At 50.6% G+C, this 18,797-nt stretch carries 12 protein-coding genes; 4 read left to right on the top strand and 8 right to left on the bottom strand.

Annotation, left to right across the window (positions count from 1 at the left end; genetic code table 11):
• Positions 1-182 precede the first annotated feature (182 nt).
• The 4 genes from EL633_RS07385 to aroF all read right to left on the bottom strand — a co-directional run bounded on the left by EL633_RS07385 (position 183) and on the right by aroF (position 4,660).
• Entirely contained in the window at positions 183-1,772 is a 1,590-nt protein-coding gene (locus tag EL633_RS07385) for an SPFH domain-containing protein (protein WP_126626572.1), read from the bottom strand.
• 47 nt (positions 1,773-1,819) lie between these two features.
• Entirely contained in the window at positions 1,820-2,821 is a 1,002-nt protein-coding gene (locus EL633_RS07380) for a PSP1 domain-containing protein (RefSeq protein ID WP_126626571.1), read from the bottom strand.
• 65 nt (positions 2,822-2,886) lie between these two features.
• The gene (locus EL633_RS07375) at positions 2,887-3,459 is read right to left on the bottom strand and encodes an ANTAR domain-containing response regulator (RefSeq protein WP_126626570.1); all 573 of its coding nucleotides are present in this window, start codon (positions 3,457-3,459) and stop codon (positions 2,887-2,889) included.
• Positions 3,460-3,595: 136 nt separating this feature from the next.
• Positions 3,596-4,660: a 3-deoxy-7-phosphoheptulonate synthase gene (gene aroF, locus EL633_RS07370; RefSeq protein WP_126626569.1), complete on the bottom strand. Its 1,065-nt coding sequence runs from the start codon at positions 4,658-4,660 to the stop codon at positions 3,596-3,598.
• Positions 4,661-5,143: 483 nt separating this feature from the next.
• Between aroF and EL633_RS07365 the strand changes: the two genes are divergently transcribed.
• Positions 5,144-7,618 (top strand): beta-mannosidase, encoded by a 2,475-nt coding sequence (locus EL633_RS07365; RefSeq protein WP_126626568.1) that lies wholly within the window; start codon positions 5,144-5,146, stop codon positions 7,616-7,618.
• A gap of 120 nt (positions 7,619-7,738) precedes the next feature.
• Here EL633_RS07365 and EL633_RS07360 read toward each other — a convergent pair whose 3' ends face one another.
• The 4 genes from EL633_RS07360 to tgt all read right to left on the bottom strand — a co-directional run bounded on the left by EL633_RS07360 (position 7,739) and on the right by tgt (position 11,725).
• Positions 7,739-8,533, bottom strand: a complete 795-nt coding sequence (locus tag EL633_RS07360) for a hypothetical protein (RefSeq protein ID WP_126626567.1) — start codon at positions 8,531-8,533, stop codon at positions 7,739-7,741.
• On the bottom strand, positions 8,530-9,246 hold the full coding sequence (locus EL633_RS07355) for a GlcG/HbpS family heme-binding protein (protein WP_126626566.1): 717 nt from the start codon (positions 9,244-9,246) through the stop codon (positions 8,530-8,532). The genes EL633_RS07360 and EL633_RS07355 overlap by 4 nt, the downstream gene beginning before the upstream one ends.
• 324 nt (positions 9,247-9,570) lie before the next feature.
• Positions 9,571-10,392: a lipoate--protein ligase family protein gene (locus EL633_RS07350; RefSeq protein WP_126626565.1), complete on the bottom strand. Its 822-nt coding sequence runs from the start codon at positions 10,390-10,392 to the stop codon at positions 9,571-9,573.
• Between the two features lie 151 nt (positions 10,393-10,543).
• Positions 10,544-11,725 (bottom strand): tRNA guanosine(34) transglycosylase Tgt, encoded by a 1,182-nt coding sequence (gene tgt, locus EL633_RS07345; RefSeq protein ID WP_126626564.1) that lies wholly within the window; start codon positions 11,723-11,725, stop codon positions 10,544-10,546.
• 936 nt (positions 11,726-12,661) lie between these two features.
• Between tgt and EL633_RS07340 the strand changes: the two genes are divergently transcribed.
• The 3 genes from EL633_RS07340 to EL633_RS07330 all read left to right on the top strand — a co-directional run bounded on the left by EL633_RS07340 (position 12,662) and on the right by EL633_RS07330 (position 18,748).
• Positions 12,662-12,967 (top strand): zinc-ribbon domain containing protein, encoded by a 306-nt coding sequence (locus tag EL633_RS07340; RefSeq protein ID WP_126626563.1) that lies wholly within the window; start codon positions 12,662-12,664, stop codon positions 12,965-12,967.
• Between the two features lie 510 nt (positions 12,968-13,477).
• Positions 13,478-15,958: a RelA/SpoT family protein gene (locus EL633_RS07335; RefSeq protein WP_126626562.1), complete on the top strand. Its 2,481-nt coding sequence runs from the start codon at positions 13,478-13,480 to the stop codon at positions 15,956-15,958.
• A 324-nt stretch (positions 15,959-16,282) separates the two neighbouring features.
• Positions 16,283-18,748 (top strand): RelA/SpoT family protein, encoded by a 2,466-nt coding sequence (locus EL633_RS07330; protein ID WP_126626561.1) that lies wholly within the window; start codon positions 16,283-16,285, stop codon positions 18,746-18,748.
• Positions 18,749-18,797 lie beyond the last annotated feature (49 nt).

Here is an 18,797-nt window from a genome sequence, read left to right as displayed (position 1 = left end):
TGCCTGCTCTTTTTTATGTGTCTGTCACCTGACTTAACGCCATGTGCAAGTTTTAGCTCTCACACCTCGCGCCTACGGCTCTCGCTTGTTTTGAGGAGAAAGATGGCGAGGCGGTCGCGACCGCCTCGCTATCTTCCTCCTCAAAAGAGTGGGTATGTGGAAAACTTGCACATGGCGTTGACTTAGCTACCTGCCATCAGATTTTCATCCTTTGGCTGTGGTCGTGGGACCGCCCATTCGGGCTGAGTTGCATCATGATAGAGGCCAGCTTGATAGGCTGGTTCTTGCTTCCGCGCCTGATCATAAAGATTGAGCGCGGCCTGAGCGGCATCAAAGGTGACATTTTGATTGGTCTCAGGATCGCTCGCGACCTGTTCGAATCTGGCGGCAATGCTACGAATGGTGGCGGGATCCGTGATGCGACCATCCTGAACATTGCGATAAGCTTGTATCAACACTTCTTCCGTTAGCTCATAAGGAGAGGTCGCTGGCTTAGCTTTGTCAGCAGCATAATAAGAGCGTATTGGTTGCTCTTCCGCAGGTTTGGGCTGATTATTTGCAGGTTTGGGTGTGGCTGGTTTAGGGGCTGCCGGGGCTGTTGCTGGAATTACTTGTGTCACTGCGGGGGATTGAGGTCGAGGTGTGGCAGCTTGTCTGGCTGGTTGAGCCACTGCTACCGGTTCAATTTTAATTGAGCCGTGAGGAGCAATCTCAATATCTCGCAGACTTACCCAGTTGATTTGCACACCCCAGAGAGCCGCTTTGTCCCGCAGTAATTGGAACAGATAATCGTTGATCTGCTCCCGGCGTTCAAAACCGGCCGCGAAATCATCATCACCTGGTTGAAGCGCACCATTTTGCCGACCATCTGGCCAGGCGAGGAAATCGTCTGGTCTAAAGACAGTGGTGATCTCCTGGAGCTTTGTCTGGAATTGTTGACGCAGGCTCTCCTCCCAGTTTTTGATCTGGGTTACCGCAAGATAAGCATCCTCCGGTACGAGCTGATAAGAAATGACACCACGTAGCATCACATCTTCATCGCGTGAGAGCTGGACAATCTGGGCCGGACACATCCATTGTACTTCTTCGACATTGAGCTGGGACGACACCTCTTCCCATGGCAAAAGGACATTAAAGCCGGGATAAAGGGTACGTGCATATTTTTTGAAGCTAAAGATAATGTCGACAAAGCCTTCTGGAACCGGATGGACACAGCGGCGAGCCAGAAAGATGCCAATGGCAAGTAAAATCACCAGTACCGTCGTGCCCGTCAATGGTCCGTACAAAGCAAAACAGGTAATTAGCAAAAAGACGCAAAAACCGCTCAGGGTACCCAGGGTCCACATACCATGGTCTGCACCAGCGTAATAGACCGTGACAGCCTGAGCGATCGTCACTGCAATAATCACAATCAGGATAGGCCAGAATCCCTCTGGAGCCAGGGAGGCGTGTCCGCTTGCCACCTGAGGTAAGACAATCAGGCAGGTCAGACCACCGAAAAAGAGGGGGATAAGGATTAGCGTAATATATTGGCTGACATGTTTAATAAACTCAAAGGGTGAGGAGGCCGAGATTGGTACACCACTGCGAGGATTGCTCGCCGGTAAACCTCCTGAAATGGGCGCATTAGAGTAGTCTTCTACTAGCTCGTCCTGAGGATCAAGCAACTCTCCCTCTACCACTGGAAATTGTTCGGGAGGTTGATGCCAGTTAGAAGCTGGGTTAAGGGGTTCTTGCCAGGAGTTCCCCGGGTCCTTCCCGTCCGACGACATGTATACACACACCTTCCTCTCATCTCTTCAACCAGATAGTCGTTGTATTACGGCTTCTTCTTGAGGCCACATGATCCGCAACCGCCGCCTGCACCACCTGTAGCGGAACCAGTGCCACAGCTACCACCGGAGCCGCAGCTACCACAGCCGCCACCCGAGCCACAACTTCCGCCGCCACCTTTTGTGCTACAACATGCGCCACCGCTACCACAGCCGCCTGCTGCTTTCTTTTCTTCTACAGGGACATGGATAGTGACGCCACTCTCTAGCATGACTTCGACTGAATTTTGCGGTACATTGATTGATACGACCTTGCCTCGGCCACCAGGAGCATCGAGGAAGGTTCCGATTTGTGGCATCTGCTGCTTGGCTTGAATATAGTTGTCATTTTCATAGGAAAGGCAACACATTAAGCGTCCACAGACACCGGAGATTTTTGAAGGGTTTAATGGGAGTCCCTGCTCTTTGGCCATCTTAATTGAGACAATGCCAAAGTCAGTAATCCACGAACTACAACAAAGTGTCTTGCCACAGGGACCGACACCGCCTTGTAATTTGGCCTGGTCGCGCGCACCTATCTGGCGTAGCTCGATGCGTGTGCGGAAGGTTGCGGCCAGATCACGAACCAGGACACGAAAATCTACACGTTCATCCGCGGTAAAGTAAAAGGTCAGGCGACTACCATCAAACGTGTATTCGGCCTCCACAAGCTTCATTGGAAGCTTATGATACACCACGCGCTCATGACAGCGTACCAGTGCATCTTTCTCTTTACTTTTGAATGAAAGCATCATACGCAGTTCGTCTTCGGTTGCCAGATGTAGAATAGGTTTTAGTGGATCGCTCAGATCAATCTCAGCAAAACTCTTGGAGGCAATAACTACCCTGCCAGCCTCTAAGCCACGAACCGTTTCTACAACGACATATTGACCCGTTGAAAAAGTTTGTCCTACCGGATCGAAATAATAGATTCGACCAGCGGGACGAAAACGAATGCCAACGACAAAGACTTTTTGCTCTTGCTCTATACTATTCGCTGTCAATGACATCGATTTTTATTTCTTGCTAGACAATTGAAGGATGTAGCCACGCCGCCACATCCTGTTATCTTGCTTTACATTTCATTCGTCAATAAAATAGCTTCTGCTACTTCCCGCATTGATTTGCGATTGTTCATGCTAGCCTTTTGGATTTTGCGGAAGGCTTCTTGTTCGGAAAGTCCCTGCTTCTCCATCAAAAGACCTTTGGCACGCTCGACAACTTTGCGTGTCTCGAGTTTTTCGGAGAGGGTACGATTCTCTTCTTCAATCGCGCGATACTCGCTATAGCGTGCCAGCGTAACTTCAATCGCTGGAGTAACTTCGCTCTCGCGTAAAGGTTTCACGATATAATTAGCAACGCCAGCCTCTTTGGCCCGTTCGACCAACTGCTGATCTCCGAAGGCAGTGAGCAACAACACTGGTGCAATCTTTTCCTGTGCGAGCGTTTCAGCGGCGGCGATGCCGTCCATGTCGGGCATACGAATGTCCATGATAACCAGATCTGGTCGCAGTTCACGAGCCAGGTTCACTGCGCTCTGGCCATCGCCAGCTTCTCCAATGACCAGGTATCCCTGTTTTGTCAGCACATCTTTCAGATCCATGCGCTGAATGGCTTCGTCATCGGCAATAATAATTCGTGTTGGCATAGTGTCTCCTCAAAGCCTTTGGTCTTTTCCCACCCATCTGATAAAATACTCTTTCTACGTACAAAGAGTATATCATAACACCGAAGTAAGCGTCGATAGTGGAATGGCTTCTACTAAGATTGTATCAGGTCCGCGCTCAGGCGACACTGATCTCCTCTCTGATCATATTCGCAATCAGGCTGGTTTCCCGAATAATTTTTGTCAGTTGCTCTGGTGTAATAGATTGCTTGCCATCGCAGAGGGCGGTATCAGGATCTGGATGTACTTCGATGATGAGTCCTTGCGCCTGGGCGGCAATGCTGGCCCGTGACATAATAGGAACAAGTTCGCGGCGACCTGTGGAGTGACTGGGATCGACAACAATGGGCAGGTGGGTGAGTTCCTGTAGCAGCGGAACACAGGTGAGGTCGAGGACATTGCGTGTCTGGGGATCATAGCTGCGAATACCACGCTCGCATAAAATGACATTGGGATTGCCGGCGGCGAGGATGTATTCAGCGGCAAGCAACCATTCACTTAAGGTAGATGAGAGACCACGTTTCAGGAGGACTGGCAGTTGTTTGCTATTGCGGCCCGCAGCCAGCAAGAGAGGGAAATTCTGGGCGTTGCGGGTGCCGATTTGTAAGACATCCGCGTGTTGAGCGACTGTTTCCACCATACCTGGCTCCATGACTTCAGTGATAACTGGCAGGCCAGTAATTTCTCGTGCTTCCGCCAGCAGGTGCAGTCCTTCTACCCCTAAGCCCTGGAACTGGTATGGTGATGTACGCGGCTTGAAGGCGCCCCCTCGCAAGACATGGGCACCTGCACGCTTGACTGCTTGTGCGGTTGTTATGAGTTGTTCACGATTTTCCACTGCGCATGGTCCAGCCATAATCACAGGATCCGCGTGTGGACCGCCGATAATAACAGGGGTACAGGCATTGGTGGCTCCGATGGTGATGCTGGTGTTCTCTGGTTGGAAGGCTCGGCTGGCTAGCTGATAGGGGGTGTTGAGGGAATGGATCTGTTCGACTGCGTTCAGGGATCTCAATAAGGAGTGTGCTTCTGGATCGACAAGCGCTGAGTCAATGGCGACCACTTCACGTCCACGCATCTGTGTCGTCGTGATTGGTCGTTGGCTACCAGTGATACGACATAAAAGTGCCATTAATTGAGCTCTATGTTCACTGTTTGCTGTGTTGCGGATAGTTATGATCATGTCTGTAACCCTTTCATCAATCGAAAAAAATCTGAATAATTTTAAGAAACAAAAAAGCAGAGGATTTATCCTCTGCTTCTCCAGCACGCTGGTGGTTTATTTTTGCTCAGCCCAAAGGGCCCACCATCATGCTGGAGGGCTAAACCAATAATAAAAGCTCGATTGTACGAATTTTATCTGCTGGCTGAGCATTGCTTTGTTTTCCGCTTCTGTTTTTTTTAGGGACCGGCTACACTAAGTCTGCTTGCTTCAGTCCTTGTACTGATTATACGGAGCTTTATACGCTTGTGTCAAGGGGTACCTGTACCATTTTTGCTCTATCTCATAAAAAGATGCACTATAGTAAACGTTGCAACAGCACTTCAATCCTGCTATGCTGTGGATTGTGAGCACTTAAGCAAGCTGCAAAGTGGTAAGTGCAGTTGCGTGAGATACTAAAGATCTTTGCAAGTTATTGAAAAGCAAGAAGGAAAGTAGTGTTCAGTGAAATATCATGATCTTCATACTAGTTGGCAATTAAAGCAACGCAATCCAGAAATACAGCTGGCCGATGACTTTGTGTCAACCGAGCACTGGTTACCGGCTACCGTACCAGGTGTGGTACATCTGGATCTACTGGCGGCGGATCAGATTCCTGAGCCGTTTTATGGCTTAAACGAAGCAGAGCTACAATGGATTGGTGAACGTGACTGGTTGTATCGGAACACCTTTGAGGTAACAAATGAGGACCTGGCGGGAGCGGATGTGGTGCTGTGCTTTGATGGTCTGGATACCTATGCCAGTGTCTGGCTTAATGGTGTGCATATATTGACCAGTGATAATATGTTTGTGCCACAGCGCATACCTGTGAAATCTCACTTGCGTGTGGGCCAGAACGAGTTATATATCGCCTTTGAGTCTGCTCTGTTGCGTGGTAAGCAACTGGAGGCCGAGTACAAAAAGCTGCCATTATGGAATGGTGATTCCAGTCGGCTCTATGTACGAAAAGCCCAATATCACTATGGCTGGGATTGGGGTCCGGTCTTTATGACGGCTGGCTTATGGCGTGGCGTACGGCTGGAGTCCTATGATGCACGTATCGCGGATGTGCATTGTCCATATGAAGTGGCTGAAGATCTGCAGCGTGTGCGCTTACCAGTGGAGATACAGCTTGAAGCGTCCACGCAGGCAGCAGCTCAGGAAGTACATATAGCCCTCTATGCCCCTTCTGGCGAACTGGCGGCGGAGACTACCGTACGTGTTGAAGGACAGCAAGCTGTACACGCCCAATTAGCACTGACGCAGCCGCAGCTCTGGTGGCCCAATGGTTATGGTGAGCAGCCGCTTTATCGCCTGGTGACAACTTTGCGCAGAGCAGAGGGTGAACAGGTAGATCAGCATGAGTTGCGTCTGGGTTTACGCCGCCTGCAACTCCAGCAGCAGCCACTTCAGGATGCGCCAGGTAGCAGTTTTTATTTTGAGATTAATAACACCCCCATTTTTTGTGGAGGAGCTAACTGGATTCCAGCGGACTCTTTCTTGACGCGTATTACTCGTGAACGCTATCGGCAGTGGCTCCAGCTGGCGGTCGATGGCAATATGACTATGTTGCGTGTCTGGGGTGGTGGCATTTATGAAGATCCAGCTTTTTATGAATATTGCGATGAGCTTGGTCTTCTCGTCTGGCAGGATTTCCTGTTTGGCTGTGGCATTTATCCGGCGCATGCAAGTTTTCAGCAGAGTGTGCGGGCCGAGGCAGAGGCGGCTGTCCGTCAGTTGCGCCACCATGCCAGCATTGTACTGTGGTGCGCTAACAATGAAGACTATGCTATCGCTGAAAGTCAGAAGCTCTCAAATCCAGAGATTCATGATCACTTTGAAGAGACAGCTTTCCCGGCCCGCGCAATCTACGAGCAACTCCTGCCCGAGGTATGTCAGCGACTGGACGGCACCCGTCCCTACTGGCGCGGCAGCCCTTATGGTGGTAAAGCCTCAGACGATACCACGGTAGGCGATGTCCATATCTGGCGCGTCTGGCATGGAGGATCGCCTTATCAGGATTATCCAAAGCTGGCAGGTCGCTTTGTCAGTGAGTTTGGTATGCAGTCATTTCCAGCCCTGGAAACCATTCAATCTTTTGCACCAGATAGTGAGCTCTATCCACAGAGTCGTACCCTGGATTACCACAACAAGGCCGAAGGGGGACCCGGTTTAATGGCACCCTATTTGGTCGATAATGTGCGTGTGCCAGCGGACCTGCCGGGACAGATCTATGCCACCCAATTCGTACAATCCGAGGCACTCAGCTATGCCATTCGCGGCTGGCGCAGACTTTGGCAGGGTCCAGGTCGTGAATATACCTCAGGCGCTCTGGTCTGGCAGCTGAATGACTGCTATCCCGTGATGAGCTGGGCCATGGTTGACTACTATCTGCGTGTCAAACCCGCCTACTATAGCGTTGCACGCGAACTGGCCCCCTTTGCCGTGGGTCTGGCGCGTCAGAATTCTGAACAGGCTGGTGTCTGGGCCGTAAATGGAACCACCGAGCAGGTCACGTTAGAGTTAGAGCTACGGACCGTCAACTTGCAAGGAGAGCTCCTCTCCGAGCAAAGCAAAAGTGTTGTCCTGCCCGCCAACCGCTCCACCGAACTGGACCTGATCCAGCATCCCCAGAACGATGAGGTGGTATTGCAAGCGCGCCTGCTCAAAGACGGAGTTGTTCTGTCGCGCGCCACATTATGGAACGAGCCATACAAATACCTCACCTTGTCGGATCCTGAACTGAGCATTGAGCGTATCGACGCAACCACCGTCAGCATCAGTGCTACGCGTCCCGTCAAGGGTGTCTGGCTCGACGCAGGACCCAACTTGAAATGGAGCGACAACATGCTCGACATTATCCCCGGCGACACCCAGACCATCGTCATCCAGGGAACGCCCGAGCACGACCTACAAATACGTTGGCTCGATAAACCGTAGCCAACAACCATTATTCACATATAACAACCCGGGGATGGAGAGGTGGCCTCGGCCACCTCTCCATCCCCGGGTTGTTATATGTGAGCGCCGCAGGCGCTCACCTCTCAGGCCAGGAACGCACTAGCGCTTTTTGCGCTGGCTACTTCGATAAGCCTGATACAGATCATCATGCGCGCCCTTAACACCCTGACGCATAGCTGGTGGTGCAACCTTAGGCGTCGGTGTACCACCCTGCGAACCACTATTACTCTTCCCTTTACCCGCTGTCTGTGCTCGTCCGGCTGCAAACTGTTTACCACTTGGCAACAGATCAAGCGCAACCAGAACATACAGCACGACAATCAGGGTAATGATATTGAACAAGAAAGATGTGGTTACAGGCAGATTAACACCCGGCACTCTGAATAATTCACGCTCAATATGTGAATTGATAGCAAATGTCCGCTCCAGGGGGAGAACCGCATTGGCACCGATCAGATAGACAACCATACCGATAAAGTGGCGAGGCTTGAATAATTTGGCTGGGGGAGCCGCTTTAGCGGCAGCCTTTGGCACACCCGCTTTAGCATCGGCGGCCTCTTCCGCTTTAGTAATCGCGGCTTTGCCATTCATATTCTTTTTGGCGCGAGCCATACGAGCTTCAACAACCTCTTTCGTATCGGCTGGATCATCCTGCTCGCTATGTTCAACTTTTGAGAAGAATTTGGGGAGACGCACTAAACGCTTCGGTGTTGCCACAGGCTCACTGACGGTTTCCGTAGCTGCTGATACCGTATCGAGTGTCAGATCTTCAGTGGTAGGGTGGGAGACCCCTTCCTGGGTCTCTGTCTCTCCTCCTGTCACGAGAACTGGACGATTGCGCGGCACGCGGGTACGTCGTGGTCTTTTAGCAACGCTATTGTAGTTTTGACTCATGCTTGGTCTCCTGGATGATCCACATTAGGTGGGTTGGTTGAATTATAAGGATCTTGTTCGTTGATAGGTTTGGTTGTTTGCGTAATGCGTTCCGAGGGCCTCTCCTGGGAACGTATAGCTTCGGAGTTGTTCTGGCGATCCTGGGCGGGTATGCCGGGGCCGTTTCCTCCACTATTGCTGTTACCCTGATTGGGGTAGGTAGCCTGCGAGTAGAGTGGTTGTGAATAGGGGGCGGCAGGCTGTTGTGGTAGTGGCTGCGGCTGTGGTGAGACGGGAGGAGCAGCCTTAACCGCTGGTGCCATCGCCTCTAATGCGCCAAGAGCGGCGCGTGCAATCTCATCATCTCGTCCGGGTGCATTGCCACCACTAATGCCGATACCACCGATAGTGATACCATTGACACGTAAAGGCCAGCCACCAGCCGCCATAATAAATTGTCCATTGGTCATCGCAGCCAGACTAGAGGCAAATCCTGGGATTGATGCTCCCCATTGCGCCACGTCGTCGGTTGGTTGATTAAACATCACCGCGGTATGTGCCTTGGCAATACTGATATTTCCAGTGGCAAAACCATAGGGTGCCATCATACGTTCAAATAAGACGAGGTGTCCCCCTGCATCGACGATGGCGATGCTCACTGGACTACGTAGCTCACGGGCTCGCTGCTTGCTAGCCTCCAGAACTTTGCGTGCCATCTCGATAGATATACTCACGCCCAGATACTCCTTACTAAAAGACTGCTATTATGTATGGATTGGTGTACACTCCCTGTACATGCATAATCCAAGTGCCAGTGTTGGTGAGGTAGTGTCTTCCCCGCGCTTATGCCTTTCACTTTTTGCAGCCAGGCGAAGTCGATTGCTTGCCCTCGCTCAAAAAGTACAAAACATAACGACGTGTACGTTTGCTCATTGTACATCACATACCGTCTACGTGCAATGCAGCTATTTCTGTGGGACGGGTTTTTCAGGTTATCGTATGTGAATAGCTGTGCTGTCGATAAACCTTTGTATATCTACGTTTTGGCAACCGATAAGCTACGACAATGTGATGCGTTCTTTGCGCCAGTTCAGTTGACTATACTTTTCTTCAACCAGTCTGTGGGCCAGTTCCCATTCTGATGAACTCAGTTCTTCCTCGACCATCTCATGTTGTAAGAAAGTACTAAAGCCCTGACGGAATGCGTTGGATACATCGTCCCACGTTGCCTGTGGCGCAAAGGTGTGGAGCGGTGTCGTCTTTTCCATATAGAGGGCCAGGGCTTCCGCGCGTGCCTCAGGACTGGGATACCGTAATAAGTTAAAAAATTCTGCGGCGCGGTCATCCAATGGCAGCGATCCCTGTTGCAGTAATGCCTCATCTTTCCAGACCTGGGCACTGCCCACCAGTTTAAAACCACCACTGGTTAAATCTGCCTGGGTCGATGAAGCGAAGCAGGCTGCTGAAGGACTTTTACTGACTCGCTCATCGCTGATAATAGCCTGCACACCCAGCAAACGCAGAGCCTCCATTAATCCCTGACAGAGATATGCGTAGGCTGCTACCACACCAGAAGGGACACCCTCTCGTTTTCCAATCACGATACTATACGTAAATTCATCACGGTGATAGACTGCCCGACCGCCGGTTGGACGGCGCACCAGCAGTACTCCCTGACGCTCGCATTCATCCTCCTGAATCTCGCGCTCAACGTTTTGGAAGCGACCCAGCGTAATCGCGGGTTGCTGCCAGCTAAAGACCCGCAAAGTGGGAGGCACATCACCCTTAAGGTGATGAAGCAGAATAGCTTCGTCAATGGCCATATTTAACGCGGCATCTTGAATGCCTGTATTTACAAAACGATACGGTGCTGTCTGCATAACCAGGTTTCCTTTTGTGTTTGATGGAGTGTTCGCCCGCTACGTGGGCGAGAGGGAGGAGAGGTCTGGGGCACCGCCCCCGAACCCCCAGTCAAGGGGCTGGCGGCCCCTTGCATCCCCGTTCGCCTCTTAGTTAGAGGGCAATAAACTACTAAGCACGTTTATCGCGAGCTTCTTTCCATTTTTCACGTTGCGCGACACGTACTTTTTCGGATGCTGGTACATAGCGTGCCAGGAATTCCTCCTGGAAGGCGGGATATGTTCCATTAATAATCGATGCGCGTAAATCGCCAGCCAATCGCAGCATAAAGCGAATATTATGAATACTGCCCAGTCGGAAGTAAAGCTGTTCTTCAGCTCGAGCCAGATGATTGACATAAGCGGCACTATAATGCTGACAGGTATAGCAATCGCAGCCATCTTCAATGGGACCACGAGCAGTACGGAAGCGCGCGCCTTTGATGCTCACGCGTCCATCACGGGTAAACAATCCGCCGTGGCGAGCCACACGTGTTGGCAGAACGCAGTCAAACATATCCATACCCAGGCCAACCCCAATCACCAGATCCTCTGGTGATCCAACACCCAGCAAGTGGCGTGGTTTATCGCGAGGTAGATTTGGCGTCACATGTTTAAGCATGCCCCACATTTCATCTTTTGGCTCACCGACCGAGAGGCCACCGATCGAGAGGCCCTGAAACGGCATATTCCCGATAACCCGAGCGCTCTCAGCCCGCAACTCCGGCTCAAAAGCTCCCTGCACAATTCCGAACAACGTCTGTTCGGGTCGCTGCTTCTCCTTCTCAACCAGAGCCCGTTCCTCCCAACGATGAGTCCACTCCATCGCCTTTTTAGCTTCCGCCGGAGAGCAAGGATAAGGCGCGCAGATATCCAGAGGAAGAATGATATCGGCACCCAGTTCGGCCTCAATCTGCATCACACGTTCAGGGGTCAGTGTATGCAATGAACCATCGATATGGGATTTAAAGACTACCCCATTCTCATTCAGCTTACGCAGATGTCCCAGGCTCCAGACCTGGAAGCCGCCGCTATCGGTCAGAATAGGGCCATGCCACTGCATAAACGAATGCAAGCCGCCAAAAGAATCGATCAGTTCAGATCCAGGTCGCAGCATTAAATGATACGTATTAGCCAGAATAATCTGAGCGCCAGCGGCATGAAGTTCTTCAGGGGCAACACTTTTAACCGTCGCCTGTGTACCTACAGGCATAAAAATAGGAGTTTGAATCGTCCCATGTGGTGTCTGAACCGTCCCCGCCCGTGCCCAGGTATCAGGACATTCAGCATCTATTGTAAAGTTGAATGATGACATGCATTTCTCAAAAGCAGATTGACAACTGTGGGCATCCTAAACAAATCATATGTGCCCATTAATACCCTTCATTTTCTCACAAGCGTCAAGCCAAAGTCATCCCCTACCTCACATCCCTTCTGGTGTTTTGTCAAAATTCTTTTGATGGAGTGTGCGCCCGCTACGCGGGCGGGTAGGGGGAGATAGCCGGGGGCACAGCCCCCGAACCCCCAGTCAAGGGGCTCGCCGCCCCTTGCATCCCCGCATTTCCAGCAAAGGACAGGTGGCCCCTTGCATCCTCGCATTTCCAGCAAAGGACAGGTGGCCCCTTGCATCCCCGCATTTCCAGCAAAAGACAGGTGGCCCCTTGCATCCTCGCATTTCCAGCAAAGACAGGTGGCCCCTTGCATCCTCACATTTCCAGCAAAGGATGGCTGATAGACTCCCAGAGGGTGATCCAATCTATTAGTGTGTGGTGGCAGAACGTGGCCGCAGCCACGTTCTGCCACCACACACTAATAGATGTTGGGTGCTTTAGCACCCGCGTGAGGGATAGTTATACTCACCCGATAATAGCTTAACGCCCGTATAAGCCATCTAGATCTTCTTGTCTGTGTATAGCGAAAAAGTCCCATTAAAAGGATGAGTATAACTTTAGCTACGCATGATTAGGAATCGGCATATAAAAGCCAAATATAGTCATCATATGTAAATCGGCAAATTCCCCTGCATATAAAAGATACATAAAAATATGTACCATACCGACAATTTATCATAAAAACACTTGCAAATCATGAAACAATAGTGTATGCTTTCAATCGGTATCCAATCTCGGTCTCGCATACAGTGCTCGTCCAGGGTATAGAATCCCACGCTGGTAGGGGGACAAATTACTGGTGACAACTGCTAGGATATGGACCCGGAGGATTACCAACATATCAAACAGGAGGTCCCTAGTTGAATTTCGCTGACAAAACCCTAAAGTGCCGTGAATGCGGAACAGACTTCGTGTTCACCGCAGGAGAACAAGAGTTCTACCAGCAAAAAGGTCTGATGAATCAGCCTGGTCGCTGCCCTTCATGTCGTTCTGCTCGCCGTCAAGCATCTGGTGGTTCTGGTAGCCGCGAGCGTGCTCCACGTGAGATGCATACAGTAATTTGTGCCGAGTGTGGTACCGAGACACAGGTGCCGTTCTTGCCAAAGAATGATCGCCCTGTCTATTGCAGTCCTTGCTATGACAAGGTGCGTGTTGCCCGCGACTAACTTCTCGTTAGACGAGCGGCTCACACATCTGTATTTCAGCGGTATGGGCTCTAGCATAGAGTTCATTCCCTGTGTGCAACGGGTGACAGCTTACTGAATTTTCCCCAAAATAAATAAAAGAGGCCTGGTCAGGGTATGTTCTTGGCCCGGCCTTTCTTCTTTTTTGAATCACCGTTATTGTCGTTTATGGTCAAAAGTACTACCTCAGCCTTAAGGAATAAACAGGCCTGATTGCATGTTTAATAATTTAGAAAAAGTAAATAATCCGTGCCTCAGTTCTCTGCCTGATTGTAACCTTTTTACCCCTTCTTCAACGTAAGTGCTATTGTATCTGCTTGACAGTATCACTTTGCTCCTTATAATAGAGAAGTAACATCAGTTTTGCCCAGATGTAAGTGTTCCCACATGCAGAGATCTAACTTGAGGGGGCACTTTATTAATAAAAAGCTAACCAAATATCCAACCGGGTATGGGCAGATGGTACAGCATGTAGTAGCAGGTAATTAGAGAATGGCTACCAATTTCGACAAAGTTGCTGATGAGTCTGGCAAATCCAGAGATACTCAGGCGATTCTTCCCATGGTACGTACAACAACCACATGGGGAACGAAAGTAACGCCCTCTCGGATGACACTCCAGGACTTATTAGATGAGACGCAGCGCTATCTTACTCCAGAGGATATGGAGAAGATTCAACGTGCCTACGATCTTGCAAATCGCGCACACAAGGGGGCCGTGCGACGCTCAGGCGAACCCTATATTCAACACCCACTGGAGGTAGCCCTACTGCTTGCTGGAATGCGTATCGATGCAGATGGTATTGTCTCTGCTCTCCTCCATGATGTTGTTGAAGATACTGAATATTCGCTTGAAGACTTGAGTGAGCAATTTGGTCCTGCAGTTGCCAATATTGTGGATGGAGTGACGAAGTTTGATACGCTGGCAGGCAATAAACCCGCCAAAGCGGAACAGGGTGATGCGGCCCAGGCAGGAAAAGATACAGGCCCTTCGGCGTCATCCACTGGCACTCCTCATTCGCTGGTTGATAAGCGGCGTATACGTACTGAGACGGTACGTAAAATGCTGCTGGCTATGGCGGAGGATCCACGTGTTGTGGTCGTAAAGCTGGCGGACCGCTTACATAATATGCGCACGCTCAGCGCGATGTCGGCTGCCCAGCAGCAAAATACATCGCGTGAAACCAGTGAGATTTATGCTCCCCTGGCACGTCGCCTGGGCATGTCTCTGGTCCAGGCCGATCTTGAGGATCTGGCCTTTGGTTATTTAGAGCCTGAGAAGTATAATAAGCTGGCCAAACAGGTAGAAGAAGAAGTGAAACGCCGTCAGCCCTTTGTGAATGAGGTTTGTCGCATCCTCCGTGATGAGATGAAGCGGGCTGGTATCCGAGCGGATGTGCTGGCATGGCAGAAGCATCTGGCCAGCATCAATCGTAAATTAGAGGATGTACCATCGCAATTGAATGGCAATGAACTCAGTCAGATTCATGATCTGATCTCGTTTCGCATCCTTGTAGACTCCGATTACGAATGTTATCTAGCTCTGGGACATATCCATGCGCTCTGGAGACCAAAAGATGGGCGCATCAAGGATTTTATCGCGACCCCAAAACTGAATGGGTACCAATCTTTGCACACAACCGTCTTTGGCGTGAATAATCGTCTGGCGGAAATTCAGATTCGCACCTATGATATGGAGCGCACCGCTGATTACGGTATTGCCAGTTACTGGTTCCTGAAGGAGCGCATGGGCAATGCGGATAGAAGTAAGGAGCGGGGCGAACACGAGGATGCGACTCCCGGAAGCTGGCGACTCTCATATCGTGAGATGGTAACCTGGATTGAGCAGTTGCGCGAATGGCAGCGATCCTTGCCACAGGGCGCGGATGAATTTGTTGAGGCCGTCAAGGGCGATATCTTCCAGGAACAGATTTTTGTCTTTACCCCGCAGGGTGAAGTGAAGGATCTACCACGTGGTTCAACTCCCCTGGATATGGCCTATCGCATTCATACCGATCTTGGTGATCACTGTGCCGGTGCCCGTATTATTACGAATACCGATGATAGTGGTCGTCTGGTGACGCGTCTGGTGCCATTGGATTATGAATTGAAGGGTGGCGAGATCGTGGAGATCATGGTCAATCGGACCGTGCATCCGACCCGCGACTGGCTCTCTTTTGCGCGTACCGCTGCGGCCCGTAACAAGATTCGGCGCTACCTCAAAACATATGAGCGCGAAATCAATTTACAGTTAGGGCGTGAGCGTCTGGATTTTGCCTTAAAAACGGCTGGCTATGCTAACGGTGTCAACGAGCAGGTTGAAGAACTGCTCAAAGGTTTCTGCACACAGGAGCCGCTGGCAAGTACAGTCTTTAAGAAATATGCCACGATTGAAGATATCTACGTCGCTTTAGGACGCGAAGATTTACAGGTTGAGCAAGTTATGGAGCCTCTCCTCCTCCAGTTGCCATCAAGAGTAGTCGCAGGAGCTTCAGAGAGCGAAACAGGCCTATACCTGCATAAAGATGGTGAGAACGCCCTCCTGATTCAACTGGGGCGCTGCTGTTGTCCTATTCCTGGAGATACCATTATCGGACAACTACGGCCAGACCAGGGAGTTGTGGTCCATCGTACCGATTGTGACCTGTTGCGTCGTAGTCAAGAAAATCTGAACAATCTGGTGGAAGTAAACTGGTGGCAGATACACCCTGAGAGTTATCTGGTCGCCATTTCGATTGTCGCCCATGATCGTTCGGGCTTATTGCGCGACGTTGCTGCAGTGGTTGCCGATGCTGGTATCAATATGGTTTCGGTGACTTCCACAACAAATCCTTCTTCACAGAAGGCTATTATTACCGCTACCTTAGAGATTTTGTCGGAAGAAGGCGAGTTGCTAGATCAGATGGAACGTATCGTGCGTCGCCTGCGACAGGTCAAAACGGTTGTCAGTGTAGAGCGAGCAATAGGAAAATAAGGCCCCCTGCCATTGCGGGCACTTGATGTGAAGGCAAGTGCTCCAGCCCTGGCTTCAGAGCATGTTTTCTCCACCTTCACAGCTTAGAGGCATCTACAAGGAATATGCGACAATGTGTATAGAGCTGCCTTGTAGTGTTCCAAGGAGATGTCTCTGCTTTACTGCAAAAGTATGAGTCAATCTAACATGTAGCTCGTTGATACGTATACTGATGTAGGTACAGAATCGTATATTGTCAGGGATATATGCGCAGAAAACAAATTATACGGAGTAAGTGATACCCGACAAATCCTCCATCGGATCTGTCAGAGCTATAGATGAATTATGATAGATAGGTCTGTAGAACAACAATTCGTTGAGCCTCCTTATCCAGCTGCGATGTTGCAATTGCTGTCGCTGGTTCGTCAATATATGGCGCCTGCTGAAATAGAGCATGTAGTCAAGGCTTTTCATCTGATGTTAGAGAGTTGCCAGGATGTGCCTGGTTCTAGCACTCGTCCTATTCCTCCATTAGATCATGCCCTGGCTGTAACCACGATTATGGCTGAGATGATGCATGTGGATTCAATTGGAATTGCCGCGGGTCTGGTGTATGAGGCTGTTGATGCTGAGCTATTGCTCTCAGAGCAGGTTGATTATACGCTGGGTTCGGCTACGGCGCGTGTGGTAGATAGTATGCTGCGCCTGAATGTTTTGGAGCGCAAAAAACAAAATGCCGCCACTGGTGCCATGCTGGCTATCCAGAATTCTCAGCCTTCGAGCAAGAAGGCCCATAGTGAGCGCGACGAAGACGTGCTATCTGCCTCCTTTGAGAGCAAGAAGCCACGTGTACGTGAAGCGATGCGTCGCCAGCAGGCAGAAACTGTACGTAAGATGTTTGTGGCCATGGCCGATGATCCGCGTGTAGTGCTGCTCAAATTGGCATATCGACTACATGCTATGCGCCTGGTCTGTGAGGCCCCTGACAAAGGCGATCCTCAGGAAATGATGACGCTGGCCGAGGAGTCACATGAGATTTATGCACCTCTGGCTGGCCGTCTGGGTATGTCGCGTGTCGAGAGTGAGTTGCAGGATCTGGCTTTTGAGATTCTCCAACCGGATCGTTATGCCTGGGTACGCAAGATTCTAGATATCGAGACCAAGCAGTGGAGCTCTTATGTGGATCGTGTCTGCGAGCGGATACGGGCCGAGATGGCTGGGATTGGCGTTAAAGCTGAGATCTCTGGACGTGTCAAGCATGCGTACAGTTTCTATAAAAAAATTGCACGTACCGCTGGCGATTCTGATGATTTTGAACACCTGAAAGCGGCGGCCGATATCAGCCAGATCCACGATCTGTTGGCCTTCCGTATTCTTGTTGATACAACGACTGATTGCTATGTCGCGCTTGGCCATGTGCATAGTCTCTGGCGGCCAAAAGAGGGACGTATCAAGGACTTCATTGCCAATCCGAAACCAAATGGCTATCGTGCCTTGCATACGACTGTATTTTGCCTCGATGATCAGCTGGTCGAGATTCAGATTCGTACCCATGAGATGCACGAGACGGCTGAGTATGGTGTTGCCATGCACTGGCATTATAAAGATGTTGGAGATACTGCTTCATCTTCAGCTAAAGAACTGCTGACCTGGTTGCGTCAGCTGGCTGAGTGGCAACAGGATCTACGCATCGCCAATGCGAGCGATACAGAATTTGTGGAAGCGGTCAAGGATGATATTTTCCAGGAGCAGATCTTTGTGCTTACCCCTAAGGGTGAAGTAAAAGATCTTCCTGTCGGTTCGACGCCATTAGATTTTGCTTATCGTGTCCATACTAAAGTCGGTGATCATTGCGCGGGCGCGCGGATCATTGCTTCAGATGGGGATGGCAATGGAGATCGCCTGATCTCGCGGATGGTGCCGCTGGATTATGAACTGAAGAATGGCGAGATCGTTGATATTGTTACGAGTCGCAGTGCTCATCCAACGCGCGACTGGCTGAATTTTGCCCGTACGGCCGCGGCCCGCAATAAGATCCGGCGTTACCTTAAGATCAACGAGCGTCCGATCAATATTCAGATTGGTGAGGAGCGGTTGGAGCGCGAGCTCAAGGCTGCTGGCCCGCGTGGTCTGGAAGTCTTGACTGAAGATGCTGAAAATTGGGTCTGCAATAATCTGTCAATGAATACCTTTGAGGATGTGCTGGCCGCGATTGGCTCTGATGATCTACGTCCTCGGGCGGTGGTGGTCAAGTTGTTGGAATACTGGCAGCGTGAACATAAGGATGCCAGAGATGCTAAAGAGAGTGATGGCAACATTCCACTTTCCTCGACCTCTTCTAAGCAGGCAACCGCCCAGTTAGAGGTGGCAGGTGTCAGTGGTTTGCTGACCCGCCTGGCGAACTGCTGCTATCCTTTGCCAGATGACACGATTGTGGGTTTTATCAGCCGGGGTAAAGGTGTCATTGTGCACCGTTCTGATTGCCGCAATATTGCCCGCTTAAGTGAGCAGGATCGAGAGCGCTTGATCCACGTTAATTGGTCTGGTATGAGTCAGCAGCGCTATAATGCTCCGCTTGTGATTACTGCTCGTGACCGCACCGGTATGATTCGTGATGTTGCGACTGTTGTCTCAGATGCAGGTGCTAATTTGATGTCCATTAACTCAAGTGTCAGTACTAACCATCAGACGGTTGTGATTATGGCTACCCTTGAAATTAATGATCTTGATCAATTGCATCGCCTCTTTACTCGTCTTGAGAAGGTTAAGGGTGTGATACATGTTGCGCGTGACCTGGGTCAGCGCAAGTAAGAATGTGTTTGTTTCTTACTTTTATTGGCGAGCGTGCTAACAGCCGCAC

Source organism: Dictyobacter alpinus (assembly GCF_003967575.1).
In the GTDB taxonomy this organism is placed as follows: Bacteria; Chloroflexota; Ktedonobacteria; order Ktedonobacterales; family Ktedonobacteraceae; genus Dictyobacter; species Dictyobacter alpinus.
This window is presented reverse-complemented; position numbering and strand designations above follow the sequence as displayed.